Source organism: Exiguobacterium acetylicum (assembly GCF_019890935.1).
GTDB classification, from domain to species: Bacteria; Bacillota; Bacilli; order Exiguobacteriales; family Exiguobacteriaceae; genus Exiguobacterium_A; species Exiguobacterium_A abrahamii.
Genome location: NZ_CP082334.1, coordinates 1 through 19,272, shown reverse-complemented (window position 1 = coordinate 19,272; position 19,272 = coordinate 1). Strand labels below are relative to the sequence as shown.

At 36.4% G+C, this 19,272-nt stretch carries 19 protein-coding genes, 3 pseudogenes and 1 riboswitch; of the genes and pseudogenes, 11 read left to right on the top strand and 11 right to left on the bottom strand.

Annotation, left to right across the window (positions count from 1 at the left end; genetic code table 11):
- Positions 1-400 precede the first annotated feature (400 nt).
- Positions 401-1,009, top strand: a complete 609-nt coding sequence (locus K7G97_RS16605) for a hypothetical protein (protein WP_223042108.1) — start codon at positions 401-403, stop codon at positions 1,007-1,009.
- Positions 1,010-1,838: 829 nt separating this feature from the next.
- On the opposite strand, the gene K7G97_RS16600 is transcribed toward K7G97_RS16605, so the two are convergent.
- Positions 1,839-2,009, bottom strand: a complete 171-nt coding sequence (locus K7G97_RS16600) for a hypothetical protein (protein WP_223042107.1) — start codon at positions 2,007-2,009, stop codon at positions 1,839-1,841.
- Positions 2,010-2,715: 706 nt separating this feature from the next.
- Between K7G97_RS16600 and K7G97_RS16595 the strand changes: the two genes are divergently transcribed.
- A complete protein-coding gene (locus K7G97_RS16595; protein ID WP_223042106.1) occupies positions 2,716-3,747 on the top strand; it encodes a tyrosine-type recombinase/integrase in 1,032 nt (343 codons plus the stop codon).
- Positions 3,748-4,156: 409 nt separating this feature from the next.
- Positions 4,157-4,828 carry a hypothetical protein gene (locus tag K7G97_RS16590; protein ID WP_223042105.1) on the top strand — a complete coding sequence of 224 codons (672 nt, stop codon included), beginning with the start codon at positions 4,157-4,159 and terminating at the stop codon, positions 4,826-4,828.
- A 46-nt stretch (positions 4,829-4,874) separates the two neighbouring features.
- Here K7G97_RS16590 and K7G97_RS16585 read toward each other — a convergent pair whose 3' ends face one another.
- The 3 genes from K7G97_RS16585 to K7G97_RS16575 all read right to left on the bottom strand — a co-directional run bounded on the left by K7G97_RS16585 (position 4,875) and on the right by K7G97_RS16575 (position 7,669).
- Entirely contained in the window at positions 4,875-5,267 is a 393-nt protein-coding gene (locus K7G97_RS16585) for a hypothetical protein (RefSeq protein ID WP_223042104.1), read from the bottom strand.
- A 1,519-nt stretch (positions 5,268-6,786) separates the two neighbouring features.
- Positions 6,787-7,071 carry a hypothetical protein gene (locus K7G97_RS16580; protein WP_223042103.1) on the bottom strand — a complete coding sequence of 95 codons (285 nt, stop codon included), beginning with the start codon at positions 7,069-7,071 and terminating at the stop codon, positions 6,787-6,789.
- Complete coding sequence (locus K7G97_RS16575) at positions 7,046-7,669, bottom strand: ParA family protein (RefSeq protein ID WP_262415845.1); 624 nt, start codon at positions 7,667-7,669, stop codon at positions 7,046-7,048. The genes K7G97_RS16580 and K7G97_RS16575 overlap by 26 nt, the downstream gene beginning before the upstream one ends.
- Before the next feature lie 187 nt (positions 7,670-7,856).
- On the opposite strand from K7G97_RS16575, the pseudogene K7G97_RS16570 reads away from it, so the two are divergent.
- Positions 7,857-8,608 (top strand): annotated as a pseudogene (locus K7G97_RS16570) (PIN-like domain-containing protein); the annotation flags it as partial.
- A 69-nt stretch (positions 8,609-8,677) separates the two neighbouring features.
- Entirely contained in the window at positions 8,678-9,106 is a 429-nt protein-coding gene (locus K7G97_RS16565; protein WP_262415844.1) for a hypothetical protein, read from the top strand.
- 376 nt (positions 9,107-9,482) lie between these two features.
- Here the strand turns inward: K7G97_RS16565 and K7G97_RS16560 are convergent.
- A pseudogene (locus tag K7G97_RS16560) lies at positions 9,483-10,557 on the bottom strand (NtaA/DmoA family FMN-dependent monooxygenase); the annotation flags it as partial.
- 55 nt (positions 10,558-10,612) lie between these two features.
- Positions 10,613-11,365 (bottom strand): 3-oxoacyl-ACP reductase, encoded by a 753-nt coding sequence (locus K7G97_RS16555; RefSeq protein WP_223042100.1) that lies wholly within the window; start codon positions 11,363-11,365, stop codon positions 10,613-10,615.
- 134 nt (positions 11,366-11,499) lie between these two features.
- Positions 11,500-11,600: riboswitch (TPP riboswitch) on the bottom strand.
- An 811-nt stretch (positions 11,601-12,411) separates the two neighbouring features.
- Here K7G97_RS16555 and K7G97_RS16550 point away from each other — a divergent pair.
- Positions 12,412-13,176, top strand: a complete 765-nt coding sequence (locus K7G97_RS16550; RefSeq protein WP_223042099.1) for an excalibur calcium-binding domain-containing protein — start codon at positions 12,412-12,414, stop codon at positions 13,174-13,176.
- 168 nt (positions 13,177-13,344) lie between these two features.
- Here the strand turns inward: K7G97_RS16550 and K7G97_RS17545 are convergent, their stop codons facing one another.
- The 4 genes from K7G97_RS17545 to K7G97_RS17530 form a co-directional block, all read right to left on the bottom strand.
- Positions 13,345-13,815 carry an IS3 family transposase gene (locus K7G97_RS17545; RefSeq protein WP_262415843.1) on the bottom strand — a complete coding sequence of 157 codons (471 nt, stop codon included), beginning with the start codon at positions 13,813-13,815 and terminating at the stop codon, positions 13,345-13,347.
- Positions 13,788-14,069 carry an IS3 family transposase gene (locus K7G97_RS17540; protein WP_262415842.1) on the bottom strand — a complete coding sequence of 94 codons (282 nt, stop codon included), beginning with the start codon at positions 14,067-14,069 and terminating at the stop codon, positions 13,788-13,790. Before K7G97_RS17540 ends, K7G97_RS17545 begins: the two co-directional genes overlap by 28 nt.
- Positions 14,070-14,230: 161 nt before the next feature.
- A complete protein-coding gene (locus K7G97_RS17535) occupies positions 14,231-14,551 on the bottom strand; it encodes a helix-turn-helix domain-containing protein (protein ID WP_262415841.1) in 321 nt (106 codons plus the stop codon).
- A 185-nt stretch (positions 14,552-14,736) separates the two neighbouring features.
- On the bottom strand, positions 14,737-14,907 hold the full coding sequence (locus K7G97_RS17530; protein ID WP_262415840.1) for a helix-turn-helix domain-containing protein: 171 nt from the start codon (positions 14,905-14,907) through the stop codon (positions 14,737-14,739).
- A gap of 228 nt (positions 14,908-15,135) precedes the next feature.
- Between K7G97_RS17530 and K7G97_RS17595 the strand changes: the two genes are divergently transcribed.
- The 4 genes and pseudogenes from K7G97_RS17595 to K7G97_RS16530 all read left to right on the top strand — a co-directional run bounded on the left by K7G97_RS17595 (position 15,136) and on the right by K7G97_RS16530 (position 16,609).
- The gene (locus K7G97_RS17595; protein WP_223042144.1) at positions 15,136-15,567 is read left to right on the top strand and encodes a helix-turn-helix transcriptional regulator; all 432 of its coding nucleotides are present in this window, start codon (positions 15,136-15,138) and stop codon (positions 15,565-15,567) included.
- 12 nt (positions 15,568-15,579) lie between these two features.
- Positions 15,580-15,678: pseudogene (locus tag K7G97_RS17630) on the top strand (WYL domain-containing protein); the annotation flags it as partial.
- On the top strand, positions 15,676-16,014 hold the full coding sequence (locus tag K7G97_RS17590; RefSeq protein WP_441316690.1) for a WCX domain-containing protein: 339 nt from the start codon (positions 15,676-15,678) through the stop codon (positions 16,012-16,014). The pseudogene K7G97_RS17630 and the gene K7G97_RS17590, both read left to right, overlap by 3 nt.
- A gap of 79 nt (positions 16,015-16,093) precedes the next feature.
- Positions 16,094-16,609 (top strand): DinB family protein, encoded by a 516-nt coding sequence (locus K7G97_RS16530; protein WP_223042098.1) that lies wholly within the window; start codon positions 16,094-16,096, stop codon positions 16,607-16,609.
- A gap of 22 nt (positions 16,610-16,631) precedes the next feature.
- Here K7G97_RS16530 and K7G97_RS16525 read toward each other — a convergent pair whose 3' ends face one another.
- Entirely contained in the window at positions 16,632-16,871 is a 240-nt protein-coding gene (locus tag K7G97_RS16525) for a hypothetical protein (protein WP_223042097.1), read from the bottom strand.
- A 549-nt stretch (positions 16,872-17,420) separates the two neighbouring features.
- Here K7G97_RS16525 and K7G97_RS16520 point away from each other — a divergent pair.
- Entirely contained in the window at positions 17,421-18,854 is a 1,434-nt protein-coding gene (locus K7G97_RS16520) for a hypothetical protein (RefSeq protein ID WP_223042096.1), read from the top strand.
- The last annotated feature ends 418 nt before the right edge of the window (positions 18,855-19,272 follow it).

Here is a 19,272-nt window from a genome sequence, read left to right as displayed (position 1 = left end):
ATAATTTGGTTTTATTAGAAAAAATTAGAGTTGTTATACTTGGTCGGAAAACGTACCAGAACCGCAGTGTTAATTGCAACTTTATTAATGATCATGATATCAGCGATCATATTGTTCATTCAATATCCAAGTAAGTTTGAAATCATTTAAGGTGGAATTGGTGCTATCTTGGCAACAATCTCATTATATCTAAGCATGCACTCGCTCGATGTTGCTGAATCACTCAGAAAGACTCCAGTCGATCAGCGGATGCGACGAGGAGTCTACGGAGATCGCCCGGCAAGCGAGGGCAGATTCAAAGTTGTCTGCTGAAGTCGCACGCGATTCGCTAAACCTTGCTCTTAAGGATCAAGCTTTTGCGAGAGAGCGGTATCCCAGTGAGAGAGGACCGCAACTAAACATGCAAAAACAACAGATGCTCATTCCGTTAATCGTGCCGTTTATTATTCAACGAGCAAAGGATATAGAAGATACGGCATCAAAATGGGATTACAGTACACTTTTTCTTTCCAACGATGGAGCAGGTGTTGCGACAACGATTGACATGAGCTGGTATATGATCAATGCTCATGAGTATGATGGTTTCCAATTTCATACGGACAAAATTAAAATACCATCTCTCAATCTTTATTCCCCCTCGTTTAAACGCGAAGAATACCCAGTTTACGGGATGCGATTAGAGTTGATGTATTTAAATTACAAATGTGATAAATTTCTTCGTTTTCAAGTTACGCAAGGAAAGTTGAATTCAGAACAAAAGATAAAAAGAGAAGGGCTAACAAAAGAAGAAAGAGAAAAAAAGGTGAAAATAACTGGTGGGTATCGGATAAGTAACATTACTTCTGAACTTCCTATTAGAATGGGAACTCTAAAAAATGGAGAACTGTCTACATTTGATTTACCTTGGCATTATCGAGTCCTTACGCAACAATTTTTTATAGAACGAGTCCTGGATCCGGCTGAATACACGCAACTAAGTGGTGACGTAACGGAAGAAATCAAAGGTTAGAAAACACCTAATCCTCGCTTACGTGTTCGTTTCCAATATATAGACGCAGTACTTGAGCAAATGAATGATTTCAAAGAAGCAACTCGAGTAAAAGAATTTGAAATCACTTGTTCAGAAATTGTTGACCTAATTAAGACTCCTGAAGTAGGTAAACCGAGTCATTATACGAGATTTACTATGGTTTGTAACTTCAATATACAAACAATATTTGATCGATCGTTGTCCGAAATACATGCTGAAGAAACACTAGTCGAGAAGTATAAGACCGATAGAAGCACTGGACCGATTGAAGGATGATTTATCGAACGGCGTCGATTGAAATGTAACAACCATGGTTAGTAAGAATGATTTAGAGAAGATTGTCGCCTCATACGAAGCTTTGAAACAGAAACGAGATGAAAAAACAAGCGAAATTCCCTCCATCGTGTGAACTACTCCATAAAAATTGGACATGAAAATCCAACTTTTATGGGGTGTTTTTTTATGGTCAAATATGCAGAGGCATTTAAGATCAAAATCATTGAATTTTACCTGGCGGAACGAGACGGGAGAAGCTTGACGAAAGAATTCGGAATCACACAGCACATGAACAGGGATGGACTGAGGGGCTAATAGACAGAACGAAAGGACATGCCCCAATAGCGAGTTGTCTCGTAAGTACTAAAACTTGACGGATTACTCTAATGCATTGATTTTATCTTTATGCGTTTCTCCCGTAAATCTTTTATCTCTATTTACTTTATCGTGGTCATACGCATACACATTTATCCTCAGATATGTTCATGGTTAACGGCTGATTTGCAAAGGAGAGGATGCAGTTTGATTGGATTCAAGCAAACCACTTTCCGATCGAAATTGACCTGTGCCAATAAATCAAGCTGATCTGATACTTCTCGTATTGTTGCTCAGCCGTCTCGACCTTGACCGGATAAGTTAGCGAGCGGGACGTAGCATGTTTTATGGCATGAAACTCCATCGTTTCAATGTATACTACTTTCATTCATTATATGGACTTGCTCTATCTTAGGGCAGTACATCTCTAAATAATGGAGACTATTTTATATTTTTTTGTATTATACACGTCATAGCCTCCCTTTCGAAGAAGTGGGCTCATGATCTTCTTAGAGAGGAGAGACAACTGATTAGAAGATACTTGTTTCATGTAGACACTCGATGGTCATGCCTCCCCTCTTTCAATGCGATTGCACAACTGATAATCTCCCCGTTGAGCAAGATGCGCGATTTGCTGCGGATATGCTCGTGTCAGCCATCCTACCGATTCGTTAGACACTAAATGGTCATGCCACTCTTTTCTATCGTTTGTCTCAATGACATAAGATTAGTTCCATTTATGAGACGGTAAATAACTCGATCCATTAAGGACACACTGGGGAAGAAACAATCGATTTACTGATCCATATGCATCCTATTCCCCACCCAATCCGCCATATAAATATGTTATGTCAACTAAATGTATCATCTTGATATACTTGTGATAATTATGTATTATCACAAGTAGTTGTTTGTTATAATAATTATAGAGATAATATGTAATACAATTAAAAAATAAACAATTTCGCTATATATACATATGTATATCAATCATAATATGATGTAATACACAAATAATCGATAAATCATGTAGCAATCGAACAAAAAAGTCTTCAAAAGAGGAAGCGATGAAAAAATAGACTGGAGGATGGATTATGAACGAAGAACTAACAAAAGAAATAACAAATGAAGTTGTGATTAGAGAAGAAGCAGCACTCGCATTTACTGATAGCCGCGAAAAGTTACTCGCGGTGCTTGAGGACGATCACTTAAATATGGAAGCGCTAAGCGATCTCGAGATCTTCGAGTTATTCTGGGCGACTGAGTTGTTCCCGGTCTATAGCCAAAAAAGCCCGCATACCAAGCGGGCTTACAAGCAAGATCTCGATTATATTTTGCGGTTCTTTGTCACTAAGACGCAGGGTGTCAAACAGCTGACGATCCTCAATCTGCATGAGTACTTAAAAGAGGTCCATGACCAGTATGCCCCCCGGACCGTTAAGCGACGAAATGCCATGTTGCGACGCTTCCTACGTTTCTTGTATGTCAACGACTATCACGTGCGGGACTTATCGGTGCAGGTGAAAGACCAAATGAAGCCCGAGCCGCTCCGACGAGAGATCGACTTCGACGAGATGGAGGCTATCGCCCTCGCCTTCCGCCACACGGTGAAGCAAAAAAAGAACCGCGAGCTATTGCAGCTACGTAACGAGACAATGGGCTACCTGTTATTGACAACAGGAATGCGTGCTTCTGAATTACTAGCATTGCAGTTCAAACAGGTTCAAGAATCGTCTCCAATGAGATACATCGAATTTAAAGGAAAGCGTGAAAAATGGCGGCGCATACCGTTATCCCAAAAATCAATCCATCTCATCGATCGGCTAAAACAACTAATGAAAATTGAAGGAGTAATAAATCCTCATATTTGTTTTAATATTCGTTCTAAAGATTCTTCTATATCATATGAAGCATTAAGACTTATCGCTCAATTAGCTTCTACACAATTGACATCACAAAAAAATTCACCGCACTGGTTTCGACGTTCTTTTATCACAAAGCTGTTAACGAATGGTATTCCTTTATATGAAGTCATGAGCCTTTCCGGTCATGAGTCTATTACAACTACAAATGCGTACCTTCAACAATTAAAAAAAGCTGAATTACATATAATACCGTACGAATAAAGTCATCAAATACAGTATAAGAATTTATACTTTTTTAACCGATGGATTCTTAAAAACACGATGGCTTAACACCAACGTTTGTAGCGTATGGGTTAACTGATTTAATTAACTAACCTGTATTTTGTAGAATTTCTTAAGGCACGGCTAAGTTAACCATGAGGATTTAGTGTCACAAAGCTATGTCTGATAATAGATAGATTCTGGAACTAAAAGAACTGGTGTACGTACATTTATTAGGGATACTGACACAAAGGAAGGTATATGACTTGGTGTGTGCGTGGGGCGTTTCATAGACATTTCTTAAATGTCGTACTATACAGTTTAATTCGACATTATCTATCTCAATGTTCTAATCAGTATTTTCCTGTATATTTCTAAACACTAAAAAGACAGTCCGGGGGTATCATCTTTGTTAGAACTAAAAATCGCAAACCTCCTAGTTCAAATTTTAAGTCTACTTTTACTAATCGATTCCGTCATTTTTGTAATAAAAGACACGAAAAGTTATTCATTTAACACTCGCTTCAGACTTAATTTTTTATTCAAGTTGCTATCATACTTAGTAGAAGTTTTATTTATATTCTTGATATTCCAAGTAATAGTATCTATCAAACCACTAGATACTTTATTAGCTTATGAAGAAAGAAGTATACTCAAACGCTTTATAGATTTCTTTACTGTATATCAAATTTTCATTTTTATTGTATTGAATTTATATGATTCATTAAAAAAAGAAATCCTCTTATCACTGCTTCACCAAATGGACTTTATTCACCCTTACCTAGAAAAAAATCAAAGCATACATTTAGAAATAGAAAAACTAAAAAAGAAGGCTTCTTATTCTGAACGAGTTACTCAATATGATGATATTAGTGTTTCAGATAATAAAGATTATCAAACGTTCTTCAGTTATTTAGAGAACTACGAAGAACACAGGGTAGAAAATCCCGAAAAAGCTGATGAGATATTATCTATACTTAGTGAATTTAAGGTCGACATTCTTGAGAAAAAAGAAAGGCTTGATAGCTTATGGAATCTATCTTTAATTGCCCGCCTTTCTATAAAAGTGTTTAATAAGTGAGAAAAGCCCCCGATAACCAGCAATGGTTAACAGGGGCTTGCTTTACTTATGGCATCCGTACCCACTTACCTACTTCATCTACTTTAGCTGTATCCATACCTGCCTTATTAAAAGCAATACTGAACGTCCCTTTAGGATTACCTGCGTAATCATCAACGGTTACTCTCAAAGAATTTAGGTTATCTTTTTCAAGATCTTTAGTGACTTTATTCAGAACTTCTTGAACTTGTTTATCATCTTCTACGCCTGCTTTTACCCTTAGATGAACTGAAGTACGCGTTGGAGAATACTTTCTATCTGTCGTCTCTGTATAATCTCTCGTTACCTTTTCAGACGTCTCTTTCTTATTATCCTTATCATCTCCGTCAGTAAAAAAGAAGATGCCACCTCCTATAACTACTACCAAAGCAAGTAAAATCCCGATCAATTTCTTCGACATACTACCCCAACCTTTCTCCTAAATTCATTTTAGTACAAAAAAAACACCCCATATGATCGAGTGTTGATACTCCCACATATCCTCACTGACCTTTGAATACCGTTACTACCGTTACTCCCAACCCCCATTCTTTCTAAATCTCCTCTTACAAATCTCCCTTCGAAGTTACCTAAATATCTCTATTTTTTCGCTTCATATACTTATCGACATATTCACCCTTTTTCTTCAGTATATTTACATTTTTTCTGAAAATTGGTCAATACGTTAATTCTTAAAACGTTTTTAAGTTCAAGCTGACGTTCTTTTTGACCCCAACTCTTTGAACTAAAAAGCATCTCCTTCAAGTCAAAAATCATTAATTACCCTAATACCTTAGAAGTGAACAGAAGTTTGTCTGAAAAAAACGTGTCCTGTTATATCGGTGAAAAGACGCTTAACAGAAAAATACGTTTTAACAACTTCTTTACCTGTTCGGTGAAAGGGGATGACGTACGAATGAGTAACACAAAAAAATGTTAACGCTGCTGATACTTTATCAGTGAATAAGAGATTTAATCGTTCATGTCTGAAAACTAAATCTAAAACGCTATTAAATTAAACAGGAGATTATAAGAAGCCGCACTGAGATGACTGAATTTTAGATGGTGATTATCAAAAGAATCTCACCTTAAAACGGAGATTATATATGTGGATTGTGACAGGGGAGAAGTCTTTCTCTGTCCATTTACTAGTTTTTACCCTCTTCATTTCTTTTCGGGGGCTATATGACGTTCTTTTCCTTCATCTGAAGCAGTTAATGAGGATATTACGAGATCAAAGGGACAGTTTTCATCTTAACTACTCATCTGAAATTTTCGGGTGACGATATGGTGTTCTTTTCTGATCTACATTAATTCGTTAAATGTTCGAAGAAAAAGGGCTGATATGTCTTCCGTCAGACGTCTCTATCTAGGGTGTTACTTATCTGAAACGGTCACATGTTTCGAAAACACTCTAAATACCTAGTGAGGAGGTCAGTTCGGCACATATCAATTAACGAAAGAGGTGATTTTTAATGACAAATCATGAAAATAAGCGACGTAATAGAAAGAATAAGCGTAGCAAATCGCAACAAAATACTGATAAGTTGATGTCTGGGTTAATGCTTATCGGTCAAATGATAGTTAATGGTGTAGTCAAATGGCTTATCGAATTATTGATTAGCTTTCTCTAAATCGAGATAGTAAGTGGGAGGGACTTCACTAGTCCCTCTTTTTATCTTTAATCAATCGATTGATCTACTCTAGATCGAATTAAGCAACTGACTATCTATCCACCTTGCTTCTCACTGCAACACAGAAGCCTTCAGATTACTGATTTTGTTGTTTTTAGGTAATTTATCATTATACTTCATTAGAAATGCTTAACCTTTTACATTATTAACTTAAGTGTTTTTTTTATAGGGTTAGATGTCTGGTTGGCACTTAAGTACAATAATTGAAATAAAAAAACTAAGGTTTTCACCCTAGTCCTTTAACACTTATTTGCTATTCTCTTTTGCTTCTAAAGCGTCTAATGCTTTTTCAAGTACATCAGATGTAAACGAAGATTTAAATCCTTTTCCATATCGTTTCGCAGCCTTATCTAATCTTTTAGCTAATGCTGGTTCTAAAAAGAGAGAAACACGAGTTTTAGTATCTTTCTCTTTTTCCTTTTTAGTTTTGTACTTATCCATATCCAGGGCAATTGATGATGCTGGAACAGTTGCTTCTGTTACCTCTTGTTCGCTAGTCACTTCGTCAAACTGATTTCGTATGTTCTTCATTTAAAATCTCCTCCATTAATTCGTAGTACACTTCTACAATATCTCGATCACGTGCATTCAATTTATCTAATAGAACAGTAGGCTTACTATCAACGGCTACTGTTTCTGCAAACTTAATTGTCTGCTTGATCATCGTATCGAACATTCTAATTCCTTTATGCTGACAGTAAGTACGTGTTTGTTGCAATAATTCCGTATGAAGTGCAGTGGTTCTTACTAAAGTAGCTAGTACCCCTACAATTTCAATAGGGTCTTTCCTACGACCATTGAACATATCAACCATATCAACTGCTTTCTTAAGACCCTTAATTGCATATGGTTCTAACTGCAACGGAATAATGACTTTATCCATTACGTTCAACACGTTACCTACGTTTAATGAATAGGCTGGGGGCGTATCTACCAAGATATAGTCGTACGCTTCACGCACACCTTTTAAAGCATCTTTCAACAATGTGAAAGGGCTTAATCCTTCATCTTTGTACGTAGTCCATATTTGATAATCTAAGTCGTTCAGTTGATTATTTGCAGGAACTATATCCAGGTTCGATAAAATAGGTTGTTTCACTTCTGCTATCATTTTCTCTTCCATGTACACATCGTACACATCGAAAATAAAATCATACTTGAAAGTCTATACATAAAGTGTTAAATAAAATTTCTAGGCGAATCGGTTCCAGAAAAAAATATTTTTGTCTAATTTACTATTATTAACTAAAATTTTTTATCATTTACTTTTAAAAACTTATTAAAAACATTTTAATGTTTATTATGTTAACATATTTATGTATAAAAAAATAAAAAGGAGTGATTTAAAATTGTTGGAAATTTTTAGAGAATTTTTTAATGATCAAGATATTAATTTTAATGAACTTGATCCATCAACTTTAATTGTTTTTGATACAAATACACTTTTAAATATCTATCGATATTCAGATGAAACGAGAAAAAAATTAATAGATGCTATGGACAGTGTTCAGCAAAATTTATGGATTCCTTATCAAGTAGGGTTAGAATTTAACTTGAGAAGAAAAAAAACATTATATGATTTAAAAAATCAACCAAGTAAAAAAAATAATGACATAATAAAAATATTTAGTGACTTTGAAAAAAAAATTACTAACGAAATTCAAAGCATCACCTTAAAAAGTAGTGATGTAATAGAACAAAAAGATCTAATAATTTCAGATACTAAAGAAAAATTAAAAACATTACAAAATGAAGTGTCTTCTTCTATTGAAAATATTTTCAAAATGTTGAATTTAGAAGAAGATTTAGCTACCAATTTTGGGACAATTTTTAAAGATAAAATAGGAGCTAGTTTTTCGCAAGAAGAACTAACTAATGAACTTTCAGATGCAAAAAATAGATACGAAAATAAAATCCCCCTGGCTATAGCGATTTTAAAAAAGAAGATGTTACGCATTATAATGGTATAAATTTTAATCAAAAATATGGAGATTTAATAATTTGGAAGCAAATTATTAAAAGGGCTAAAGAATCAGATATTGATCGAGTAATTTTTATTACAGATGATAATAAAGAAGATTGGTGGTATAAATTACATGGAGAATCACTTGGACCAAGAGCTGAGTTAAAAAACGAAATGTTGCGACTTGCAAAAGCAGATTTATTCATGTTTAATTCTAATAGCTTTTTAAATAAAATTTCTAATGAAATTCAAGACTTGATATCAATAACTGAAACTTCAGATTTTGATTTTGAAAATTTTGAATGGGAGAATTATATATCAAATTCTAATAGTAAATCAGAGGATATGCAGTCACATAAACATAATAAAAATTTATCTCTTATTGATACTTTAATATCAACTAAGCATACAAAATTTTTAGCTTTGCATTCTCTTAATGAACAAATTGACTTAATGGAAGAACACCAAAGAAAACCAATTGAATTTGATGAATTCCTTGAAACTTTAGAAATTATAGAGTATTTAAATTCAGAGAAAAATAAAGTAGAAATGGAAATTGATGATTTGAATAATCGTATTGACGAAATAAAATATGATAAATAAATAAAATTTTCTACAGTTTAAATCGCTTAGGTATTGCGTGTTAACGAGTTTATGCTTTTTAAATATTATTAAAAATAGTGTTATTTATCATAGTGATAAAATCACTCTTTAAGGTGCAATTCTTCTTTGTTACGTAAGAATTTAGCACCTTAAATTGTTTAATATCTTTTATATCGTATACATACTGAATGGAGAAAATTAGTCAAATTATCTATCTATTAGATAAACAAAATATAATTATTCTTAAAGTTTAGTTTCTTGATAGCTCCCTTTAAATGATCTTCTTTTTTAGAATAAGAACGATTATGTCTATAAAATTCCATTTAATCTATAGTTTATCTCGAATCACCGATTAATCCCAGGCATCTTTTTTCATTGATAAATAATCTATTAGTTCTTTAAACATTGAATCTGTATCATGGATGATTTCTAGAACTGTTCTATAGCATCTAATAGGTCTCGAGAGCTCCTCTATAAGTTGTAATTTTGGAATCTTTGCTTCGAGATCCCATGTGGAGCAGTCCTGCTGTAAAAAGAAACTCAATTGTTTTAAGGCATTGGCAACCGGTAATTTTTCATCTAGTTCGGCTTTTTTTGCCAATGCCTCTTCTCATGTTTTTCTAACATAGGTCACTAAGCCTGGATATATCTTAATTTTTCGATTCGGTGATTCAGTTTGTTCAATTTGTCTCTGTAGTTTTTCACGAAACACTCTCGCTTGTCTAAAATTCCATGACACAGAATACACGGCGTTAGCATGTTTTGCTGCAAGGGCAATCCCTTGTTCAGAAGCCCCCGCTTGCATCGCTACTGGCTTTCCTTGAGGACTACACGGCGTAGACAAGGGACCTTTTACACTGAAATAGGCTCCAGAATGATCGATAGCCTGAATCCGTTCAGGATCAATCAATTGATTATCTGATCGATCCGTGAGAAAAGCCGCTTGATTCCACGATAAAAATAGCTTCTCCATCAATACCGCGAATTCGTCCGCCTTGTTATACCGTTCTTCCCTCGGAGGTAGTGTCTCCATCCCGTAGTTTAACGCTTCCCAATCTGTCATCGAAGTCACTAAGTTCCAACCCTACCCTCCCCTTCGTCACGTGATCAAGGCTTAGGAGTTGCCTGGCTGCTGTATATGGATTGGAGAACGTACTCGATATCGTGAAGACTAATCCTATATGATTCGTCACTTGAGAAATAGCCGTTAAATTGATTAAAGGATCCAACCAATAGACAGGTAAGTCAGTTGCATTATTAGCCGGAAAGGATTGATTGTCCGCAAAAAATACTGTATCCAAACATTCAGCTTCCGCTATTTGAGCCAATCGCTGATAATAGCGGCTCTCTCCGATCTCTTTAATCGCGGAATCAGGCATTAACCATGCGGCTTGGTGATGACCACATCCATATAACAAAACGCTAATATTTAACTGATTTTTATTCGTCATCTTCTGTTCACGAATCCCTTCTCTTACAAGCTCAGAAACTTTTAAAACGTCCGCTTCAATTCATCGTTAATCCACCATCGACCGTTACGTTTTGACCGGTAATCCCAGATGCTGCTTCTGATGCCAAAAAGGCAACTAGTTGAGCCACTTCTTCTGGTCTCGTCACTTTTTTCAATGGTGTCAATTGAGCAATGAAATCGAATACTTCAGCAGTTGTCACAGCACTAGCATCCGTTACTTTTAACAATCCGCCGGAGACAACATTCACGTTGATTCCATATTGACCTAGTTCCGCGGCTAGATTTCGTGTAAATCCTATTAAACCTGCTTTTGCTGTTGTGTATTCATGATAAGGAACGACTGGATTTTGATAAAGGTTTGTTCCAATGCTGATGATACTACCATTATGTCGTTCCATAAATTGTGGCAGCACACTCTGGATGACGTGGAACGCCGCTTTTATCGTTCCATCCAGTTGCTTTTGATAATCTTCCCATTGCAAGTCGATAAACGATTTTTGAGCAACCGGATCAAATTTGAAGTCTACTAATGCATTATTAATGACAACATCGATTTGACTATAATGTGCTGTTGCGGATTGCATCATGCTCTCGACATCATCCTGCTTCGTAACATCTGCATACAGGGCAAGTGCATTTTCTACTCCTAGTTCGCTTACAAGCTGTTCTGCCGCATCTTTGCTTTTGAAGTAATTAATCACCACTTTAAATCCATTGTTCACTAACACCCTCGCAATCGTCGCTCCAAGTCCACTGCTACTTCCTGTGACTAAAACTATTCTGCTCATTCTTGTCCACTCCCCCATTTATTTTTGCAACTTAAATAGCGAAGTAGTAAACAAAAAACGCAACTCTCCAAAAGGAAAGTTGCGCACGTCTAAATAACCACATAGCAAAGAGCGACATCATCGTCTCCGCTTTTTCATCAGAGTTTACACTTTCCTACGCTAGTACGACCTAGTTCAGGTTCAAAGGGTTTGAGTAGCTACTCATCTCAGTTTAATAACACCCCTAGTGATTCTATTTAAGTTACCTTCACTTTAGTAGTCTTGTAAACACCTGTCAATGATGATGAAAGCGATTCGTTAATAGTATCTCTTTAAAGATCGAGCGTAAAAATAGGTTCATTATCTGATTCGGATTACTTTGTTACGGTCATATCTTATACTAGGCAATACTAATTATCATTTTTTCTTTCTTTAATTATGTCTTAATATACGAGCGATTCGATATTTCAGATCAATTACGTGACCTAGTAGTCCGAATCATTAATGTTTGCAATGTATAAAGCTTATCTTGCGTAATCATCTTATAGGGGCCATTAAGTAGTAAGTATGTCGTCTTCTCTCTTCAGTTTATATTTAATTTTTTTTGTCTTAAAGTATACGCACTCTATTTTACGTTTTTACTACTTTTTGAATAAAAACGTACCAATTCAATCAACGATTCATTTTCTTTCCCATACAAGCATTGGAGTTCTGCACAATTACGTAAGAGTTAAGTTCTTTGATGTGTAAGTTGCCTTTCTCATTATCTAAGTTATGAATCATTTTTTCCTCTACCGAGTCATTCACGATTTCCTGATCGACAGTCCTTTGTGTATCGACTGCGATATACAGCCTATTCTGATTACTTTTAAGTCACTTAGATTGATGTAAGTTTATTCTCTTAAAAGCTATCAACTATGTTTGATCAGTAATTTCTTATGCTTTACTCAAATTAGTACTCGAGTGTTGTAAGCGATTTTTTAGAGAAAAACTATAAAATTCCTAATCTATTTTCCCTTGTAAATATGTACAATAAAAATACAAATATTTTTAAAGGAGCTGAACTTATGAACATCCGAAAAGTAATATTGCTCGTCGTGATTGCTATTGTCTATCTTTTACTCTTCACTATCACCTTTTGGAGTCTCATTGGCTTGTTGATCTCAGCAGTTGGTCTATACTTTTACTTTAAACCGAGGCTTCGAAATCCAGTGAAGTACCCAACCTTTGTCGTTTGGCTAGGTGTATTCATTGCTTTTTCAATTTCTATCTACATGGTAGACCGAATAAATGAACCTCAAAAAATTGAAGCCGGATCCTCTACCAAGGAAACAAAGATGTTGGAATCATTAAAAATAGAGTCAAAGGAGTTAGAAACATCTTTAAAGGACACGCAACTTAAACTAAAAGAGCAGCAACAAGAAACGAAAAAATTGAAAGAGGAGTTAGAACGAGAAAAAGAATTACGTCTGCAAACCGTTGAAAGCTACAAGGAAGAAGCAGACAAACGTACTGCTTTAGAGAGTAAACTCAAAGAAGAAGAGACGAAACATATTGCTGCAAAAGAGAAAATCGACGAACTCGAAGCCTCTTTAGCAAGTAGAGAAATGATAAATGAAGATGAGAGTATATCTGATGAGGAATACGTTGATGAAGCAGATACAGAAGTAGCAACTGATCTTGAATACGACCCTTCTGGAGCAGATCGCGACTGTGGTGATTTTTCCAGTGCCCAAGCCGCTCAAGATTTTTATATAGCTGCCGGAGGTCCTGCAGTTGATCCCCATGATTTAGACCGCGATAATGATGGAAATGCATGTGATTGGAATTGACAAGTGTGTATGAATTTTCTCGCGCATTACAATTGGTAGATCTACTTAAGATTAAATAAATGATTAAATTTCTTAACTGACAATGTGGTAAGTGAAATAACAAAAAGTATGCGCGGCGCATACTGAACTGCTCCCTGTCAAGTAGACAGGACAAATAATAAAAATCCTTCAAACGGCTTGCGCTCTGTATTCTAATGGAGCCAAGCCGTTTAATCGTTGTTGATATCGTTCTTCATTGTAGAAGTAAATATATTTCTGAATCGCGAGTCGGAGTTCGTCGAACTCCACAAACTTATGTAGATAATAACTTTCGCACTTCAACGCTCCCCAAAAAGACTCCATCGGACCGTTATCAATACATTTACCAACCCGAGACATACTTTGTGTGATGCCTGCCACCCGTGTCATGTGACGAAACATATGCGACGTATATTGGAATCCTCGATCACTATGAAGCAATGGACGACTTTCGGGTGCACCTTGAAGGGCGAGTTCGAGTGTATCGAATATGAGTTCGTTATTGTTTGAGTGCCTAAGAACGAAGGCGCGGATGGATCCATCATATAGGTCCAGAATAGCGCTCAAATATGCCTTCTGAGAGGCGCCGTACTTCAATCCCGTGACACATCCGTCACCCATTTTTGATTCGGCTCTGCTGCGTTGAAATCACGGTTCAGAATGTTCTCTGCGGTCTGTTGAGGACGATTACGAATATACAAAGGACGTTTCCGACGTATGACACAGTGAATACCAGCGACATGCATCAGGCGACGGACACGCTTTGCGTTAACGTTTCTTCCGAAACGACGTTTCAGGTTCAATGTCATTCGGCGATAGCCATAGATTCCTTTCACCGAAAGGTGGATCTCGTTCATCTCTTCGATGATTTTCATATTCTCAGTCTCACGTTTCTGCGGTATACCAATCCGACGTAACCACTTGTAATAGGCAGCGCGCGAGACACTTGCGAGGTGACATAGGACGATGATCGGATAACCGAATTGCTCGACCGATGATTGGATGGCTTCATATTTATCTTGAAGACGAATTTGACTTAACGTGACCTCCTCTCGATCTCCTCTAACTTTTTTAAGAAATCGTTCTCCATGCGTAGACGCTCATTTTCTTTCTCGAGTCGTTTCAGATCCAACGCCAAACGGTCTGTATCCGTCAATTCTTCTACTGGCCTCTGACGTCCGCGGCGGTCCATCAGTGCGTCGATTCCGTCCTTTTCGAACTTTCTTACCCAGCTATAAATTTGTTGGTACGAGACCCGATGGGTCTTCATGATGCTTTGATAGTCTTTTCTGTTCTGTATACAGTCCATGACTGCCTGGACACGCTCTTCGAATGTAGTGGTTCTACCTTTAGTCATAGTGGATCGCTCCTTCAATGGTTTCCCTTGAGTACTATGACTAGTATACTTCTCTATCCATTCGCAAGCAGGCTTTTATCCGAGATATCAAACCGTGCCGTAGCGCTAATAAGCGATTCCTTTTGGTCGAGTAATGCTCGTATAGCCTTCATCTTCAGTTCTTCCGGATAACGCGTCCACTCTGTTCAATTACGAAGTGCCATGCAGCCGCCCGTACGATATTTTGTCCTCCATCTATTTAAGGTGCTAACTGAAAGCTCGAAGAGCGAGGCAATCGATTTGATTGAGTCGATTCCATCCTCACACATCTTAATGATTTGTAGTTTTTCATCTGACGAAAACTTAGAATTAGTCATAGAAAAAGCTCCCTTCAAAAAAGTAGACAGTTTTTGTTATTTCAACTGTCTACTTTTTGGAGAGCATATCATACTTTTTGTTATTGTATTTTATTTTTAATGATACTAAATGCGTTTCAATTATTAATTAAGATGAAATCATTTACACTTTAAAGATATACATAAAAACTTCCGTCGTGTTTAACGTAAAGGAGATTCCATTGAAACTTGAACGTTTACTAACTATGTATATTTAAGCTACTTCATCGCTCTACCATTTCTGCTTCACAACTAGCTGAAGAATTAAATGTCTCTCAGAGAACAATTTATCGAGATATCGAAACCATTAGTGCAGCTGGTATTCCTATTACTTCGTACCATGGAACAAACGGTGGATTCGGTATTATAGAGAATTACAAATGGGATAAAACGTTTTTAGACGCTTCTTCTATGCTTGAGGTATTGTCTTTAGTCAAAAATTTATCGGACCAATTAAATGATCACGATCTTAAAAAGACTGTTGATCGTCTGTCCATTCTCACATCAGAAGAACAAAAGAATCATCTACATATTGATTTAACTCACTTCTCAGTCAATCCCTCTTTTTTAATCAATCTTCAAAAAAGCATTAAAGAATCAACACGCGTTTGTTTTCAGTATATTAGCTCTCAAAATGAATAGACTACTCGAGAGGTAGATCCTCTTTCACTACAATATAAGTTCCGAACGTGGTATCTATACGCTTATTGCTATTTAAGAAACGACTATCGCGAGTTTAAAGTCTCACATATACTCAACCTTGAGAGACTAACAATTTCTATTAAGGATACTCATCGTTTACCCAAGGAGCTACCAGTAGTTGTCCCTCCAAAAGAGCGTGTCATTTTACGTGTCCATACTCAATCCATTCACTTAGTATTAAATCATTTTCAACATCACTCGATGACGCAAGAAGAAGATGGTAGTATCACAGTGACATTGATGTTACCTCCACCATTGAATGCAGAATGGTTCATTAACATATTGTTAAGTTTCCATTCAGGCGTAGTAGTCATTCAACCTTTATACTTACAAGATGTCTTAAAAAATGAAGCTAAAAAAATATTGAATTTATATGAGGATATATGACAGTCAGTTGTCATATATCCTTTTTTATACTAAACGTAGTTAGACAACGATTACTATTACAACTAAAGGAGCGATTTGAATGAACGCTGGAAAATCGATGGTTTCTTATCATGAATGGGCAATGAGAGTGATGTTAGATCATCTAGATAATTTGCCGAAAGAAGTTTTAATAAAGGAGATCAAAAGCTCTTATCCTACTATTGCTAAAACCCTCAGCCATATTCTTGCTGTTGATACCATGTGGATTCAAATTCTAGGAAAAGTAGATTTTCAACAAGCATTACAGGATGCGATGAGTCAATTACCGCTTACTGATGCCTATACAATTGAAGAATTCAAAATGGCATTCAAAAATGTATCATTAAAGTATCAAACCTTCTTAAACGAAAACTCAGACCTCACTGTGATGATAGATGTAAATAATCCCTGGTCAGGTCCACGTCAAACAACCTATGAAGAAATTTTCTTACACGTATCTAACCATGGGACGTACCATTTAGGTAATATCACTGCCATGCTTAGACAACAAAATGAAACTTCACTTATGATGGATTATTCTCTTTTTTGGTATGAAGACACCACAGTTAAATCATAAAGGGTCATAATACTGTTAGTATTCAATTAGAAATTGCTGTTTTTAAGAAATAAAAGTGTGCGCCGGCGCACACTTTTTTCAGACTGAACACAAAGTACAATTTTTCTCTAAAGAGAATGATTGTGTTTTTTTGTTCTTCTTGAATCGTTTGTTGGGGAGAATCATTGTGTCCTTCGTTTTTCTGCAGAGTCGCAATCACAGAAAAGTCATTCATCGTCATCTCTGGGAAGAAGCGATGGATGAAGTAGAGTATCTCAGGCATATAGGTTTGAATTGCACGCTGTACCGAAAGTGTCAAGAAACAATCGAGGATGTATTGCAGACACCAAAGAGAGGCATAATATGCGTTGGATTCGCTATCGGTGCCTGAAAAAAAGGCGCTTCAAGCGATGCTTACCTTCATTGTCTTGAATCTCAAAAAGCTTACGCGTTAATCTTGGTATTCTACAAGGAACTTATGCCTTTACTAAGCTTTAGTAGGAATTACATACAACGAATCCTCATTTCAATTACAAAATGAGGATTCGTCTAAAACAAAAAGTGTGCGCCGGCGCACACTTTTTGTTTTAGACATCTAACATCAATAAAAAAATCGTATAATAACACATATTTTTTTTCAGTTAGACAATTAATAATTAATTCAAGTTTTTGTTTCACGTGAAACAATCATTTTAAAATTTCGTTCAAGGATGTTTATTAAGAGCTATCAATTAGATAAAAAGCGTGCGCCGGCGCACGCTTTTTATCTAATTTCCCCACTCCTCTTGAGACATGCTATGCTAGCTATATCGAATTAAAGGGGGCGTGCATTATGGACTCTACCTTATCCGTCCAACATAGACAGCTTGTTGTCTCTCAAGCAGCAAAGACACTGCTCGAGAACGATGTTACCGAACAACTAATCTCCATCGATATCATTGATGTCGAAGCCTATGTCAATCAACTTTATGAAGAATTTTATGAATTTCAAAATGAAGAAGATGTTTATACCAAGCTTCGTTATTATTCCTTTAAGAAATTAAAACGGCGCTGGGTACGAGCAGCCGTAAAAAACTATGTTGAGAACAAAGGTCCGATGAAAGAACTACGAGGCCTTCATAAAATGTACCTTGAGTATTGGGACATTGCGGGAAAGGAAGGCTTTCAACGAAAGTTCTCTGCTGATAATGTTGAGAAGTTGATGCAAGAACACATACAGGAACTTGAAGAATGGGCTGAAAATAACAACTTGCTGATTCATACGTATCCGCACTGGGGACAAAAGACGAAGAATCAGCAAACGACAACAATGCGGACTGATATTTTAATGGTCATTGGAGAGGTTGCGAAAGAATTGAAACGTGCGCAACCAAAGGCACACGTTGCGACTTCTACGTCGATTACGGTACCGTTCTTTGGAATCGCTGATCGCATGAAAAATACGACGGAAAAGTTTAATCAAGGAGACGCTATGATGACGGATTTATCTCTTGATCTCCACGACTTCTCCGCTGTCGTCCCTAAATACAAACAAGGTATCCCGGCGAATTTATCGGTTCTCGTCAGTAATGAGTTCCTTGCAGAACTCGACGGAAAAGTCCCGGATCTTGATGCTCGTGATTTTGAGGCTTTTAACGAAATTCTGTCATATCGCGATGTGACGTTTCAAACGAGTCGAAAGATCGTCTTCCCAATCTCAAAACTTGTCAAAAAGATTTATGGAAACGATAGCGGGAAAAGCTACACCCTCACAACCCAACGTCTTGTGAAACTCGGTTATTATCGTGTAGCCGTTAGAAATGAGGAAGGAGACCTCTCAATCTTTGGTCTCTTCTCCTCGGTTAAAATTAGTAATGCTTCATCAGTTAAGCGGGACACACAAATCACTGTCACCGTCTCAGAGGAAGTCTATGATGATTTATTAAAACAACAGATCATCAGTATCTATGGAGAGCAAATTGAGCGGTTAAAAGGAACATTCGCTTATCATCTCTCCTTTGTACTTCAAAAGGAGCGACTTAACTCGTATCAGTTAAACGAAGCAATGCCTGCGAAACGGCATTGGCGTCAGTTTACACACTCGATTCGATTTAATAAGAGTCGAAAAGCAGAAAACTTGAAAGAGCTTGAAACTAACTTGGATCGTATCAAAGAACTTGATTTTATCATTCAAGATTGGCATCGTTCCGGTGACTACTATTTCTTATACTTCCATCCCTTGGAACGCTGGGAACATGATGATCGCAGGAATGCCCTTCTATTATAAGTAACATAGAGTCTTTTATTCATGGATTCAAATAAAAGAGTGAACGAGAAAAATCATCTCGTTCACTCTTTTTAATTCTTGTTATGCCAATCATTAAAACTCGATGTTAGACATTCATCTTATATCCCCATATGTGTTATATACCTTGTCGTGATCCTGTGAAATCATGATTAGTTATCGTGAATTTTTTACATCAATAAAATTGGTCGTTTTACGGTTACTTCACAAGAGACTCCACAATCATTATAAGCAGAAGTCAGCACGCACTCATTATTGTATTCTGAACTACTTATATTCTCAAAATAGAAGAAACGTCCATACTCACAAATTTTAGAGTAATACTAATAAAAATGGACGTTTGTAAAGTAATAATAAAAACGGAACGTATGTTCTTAAATATTTTATTATTCTTCCTTTC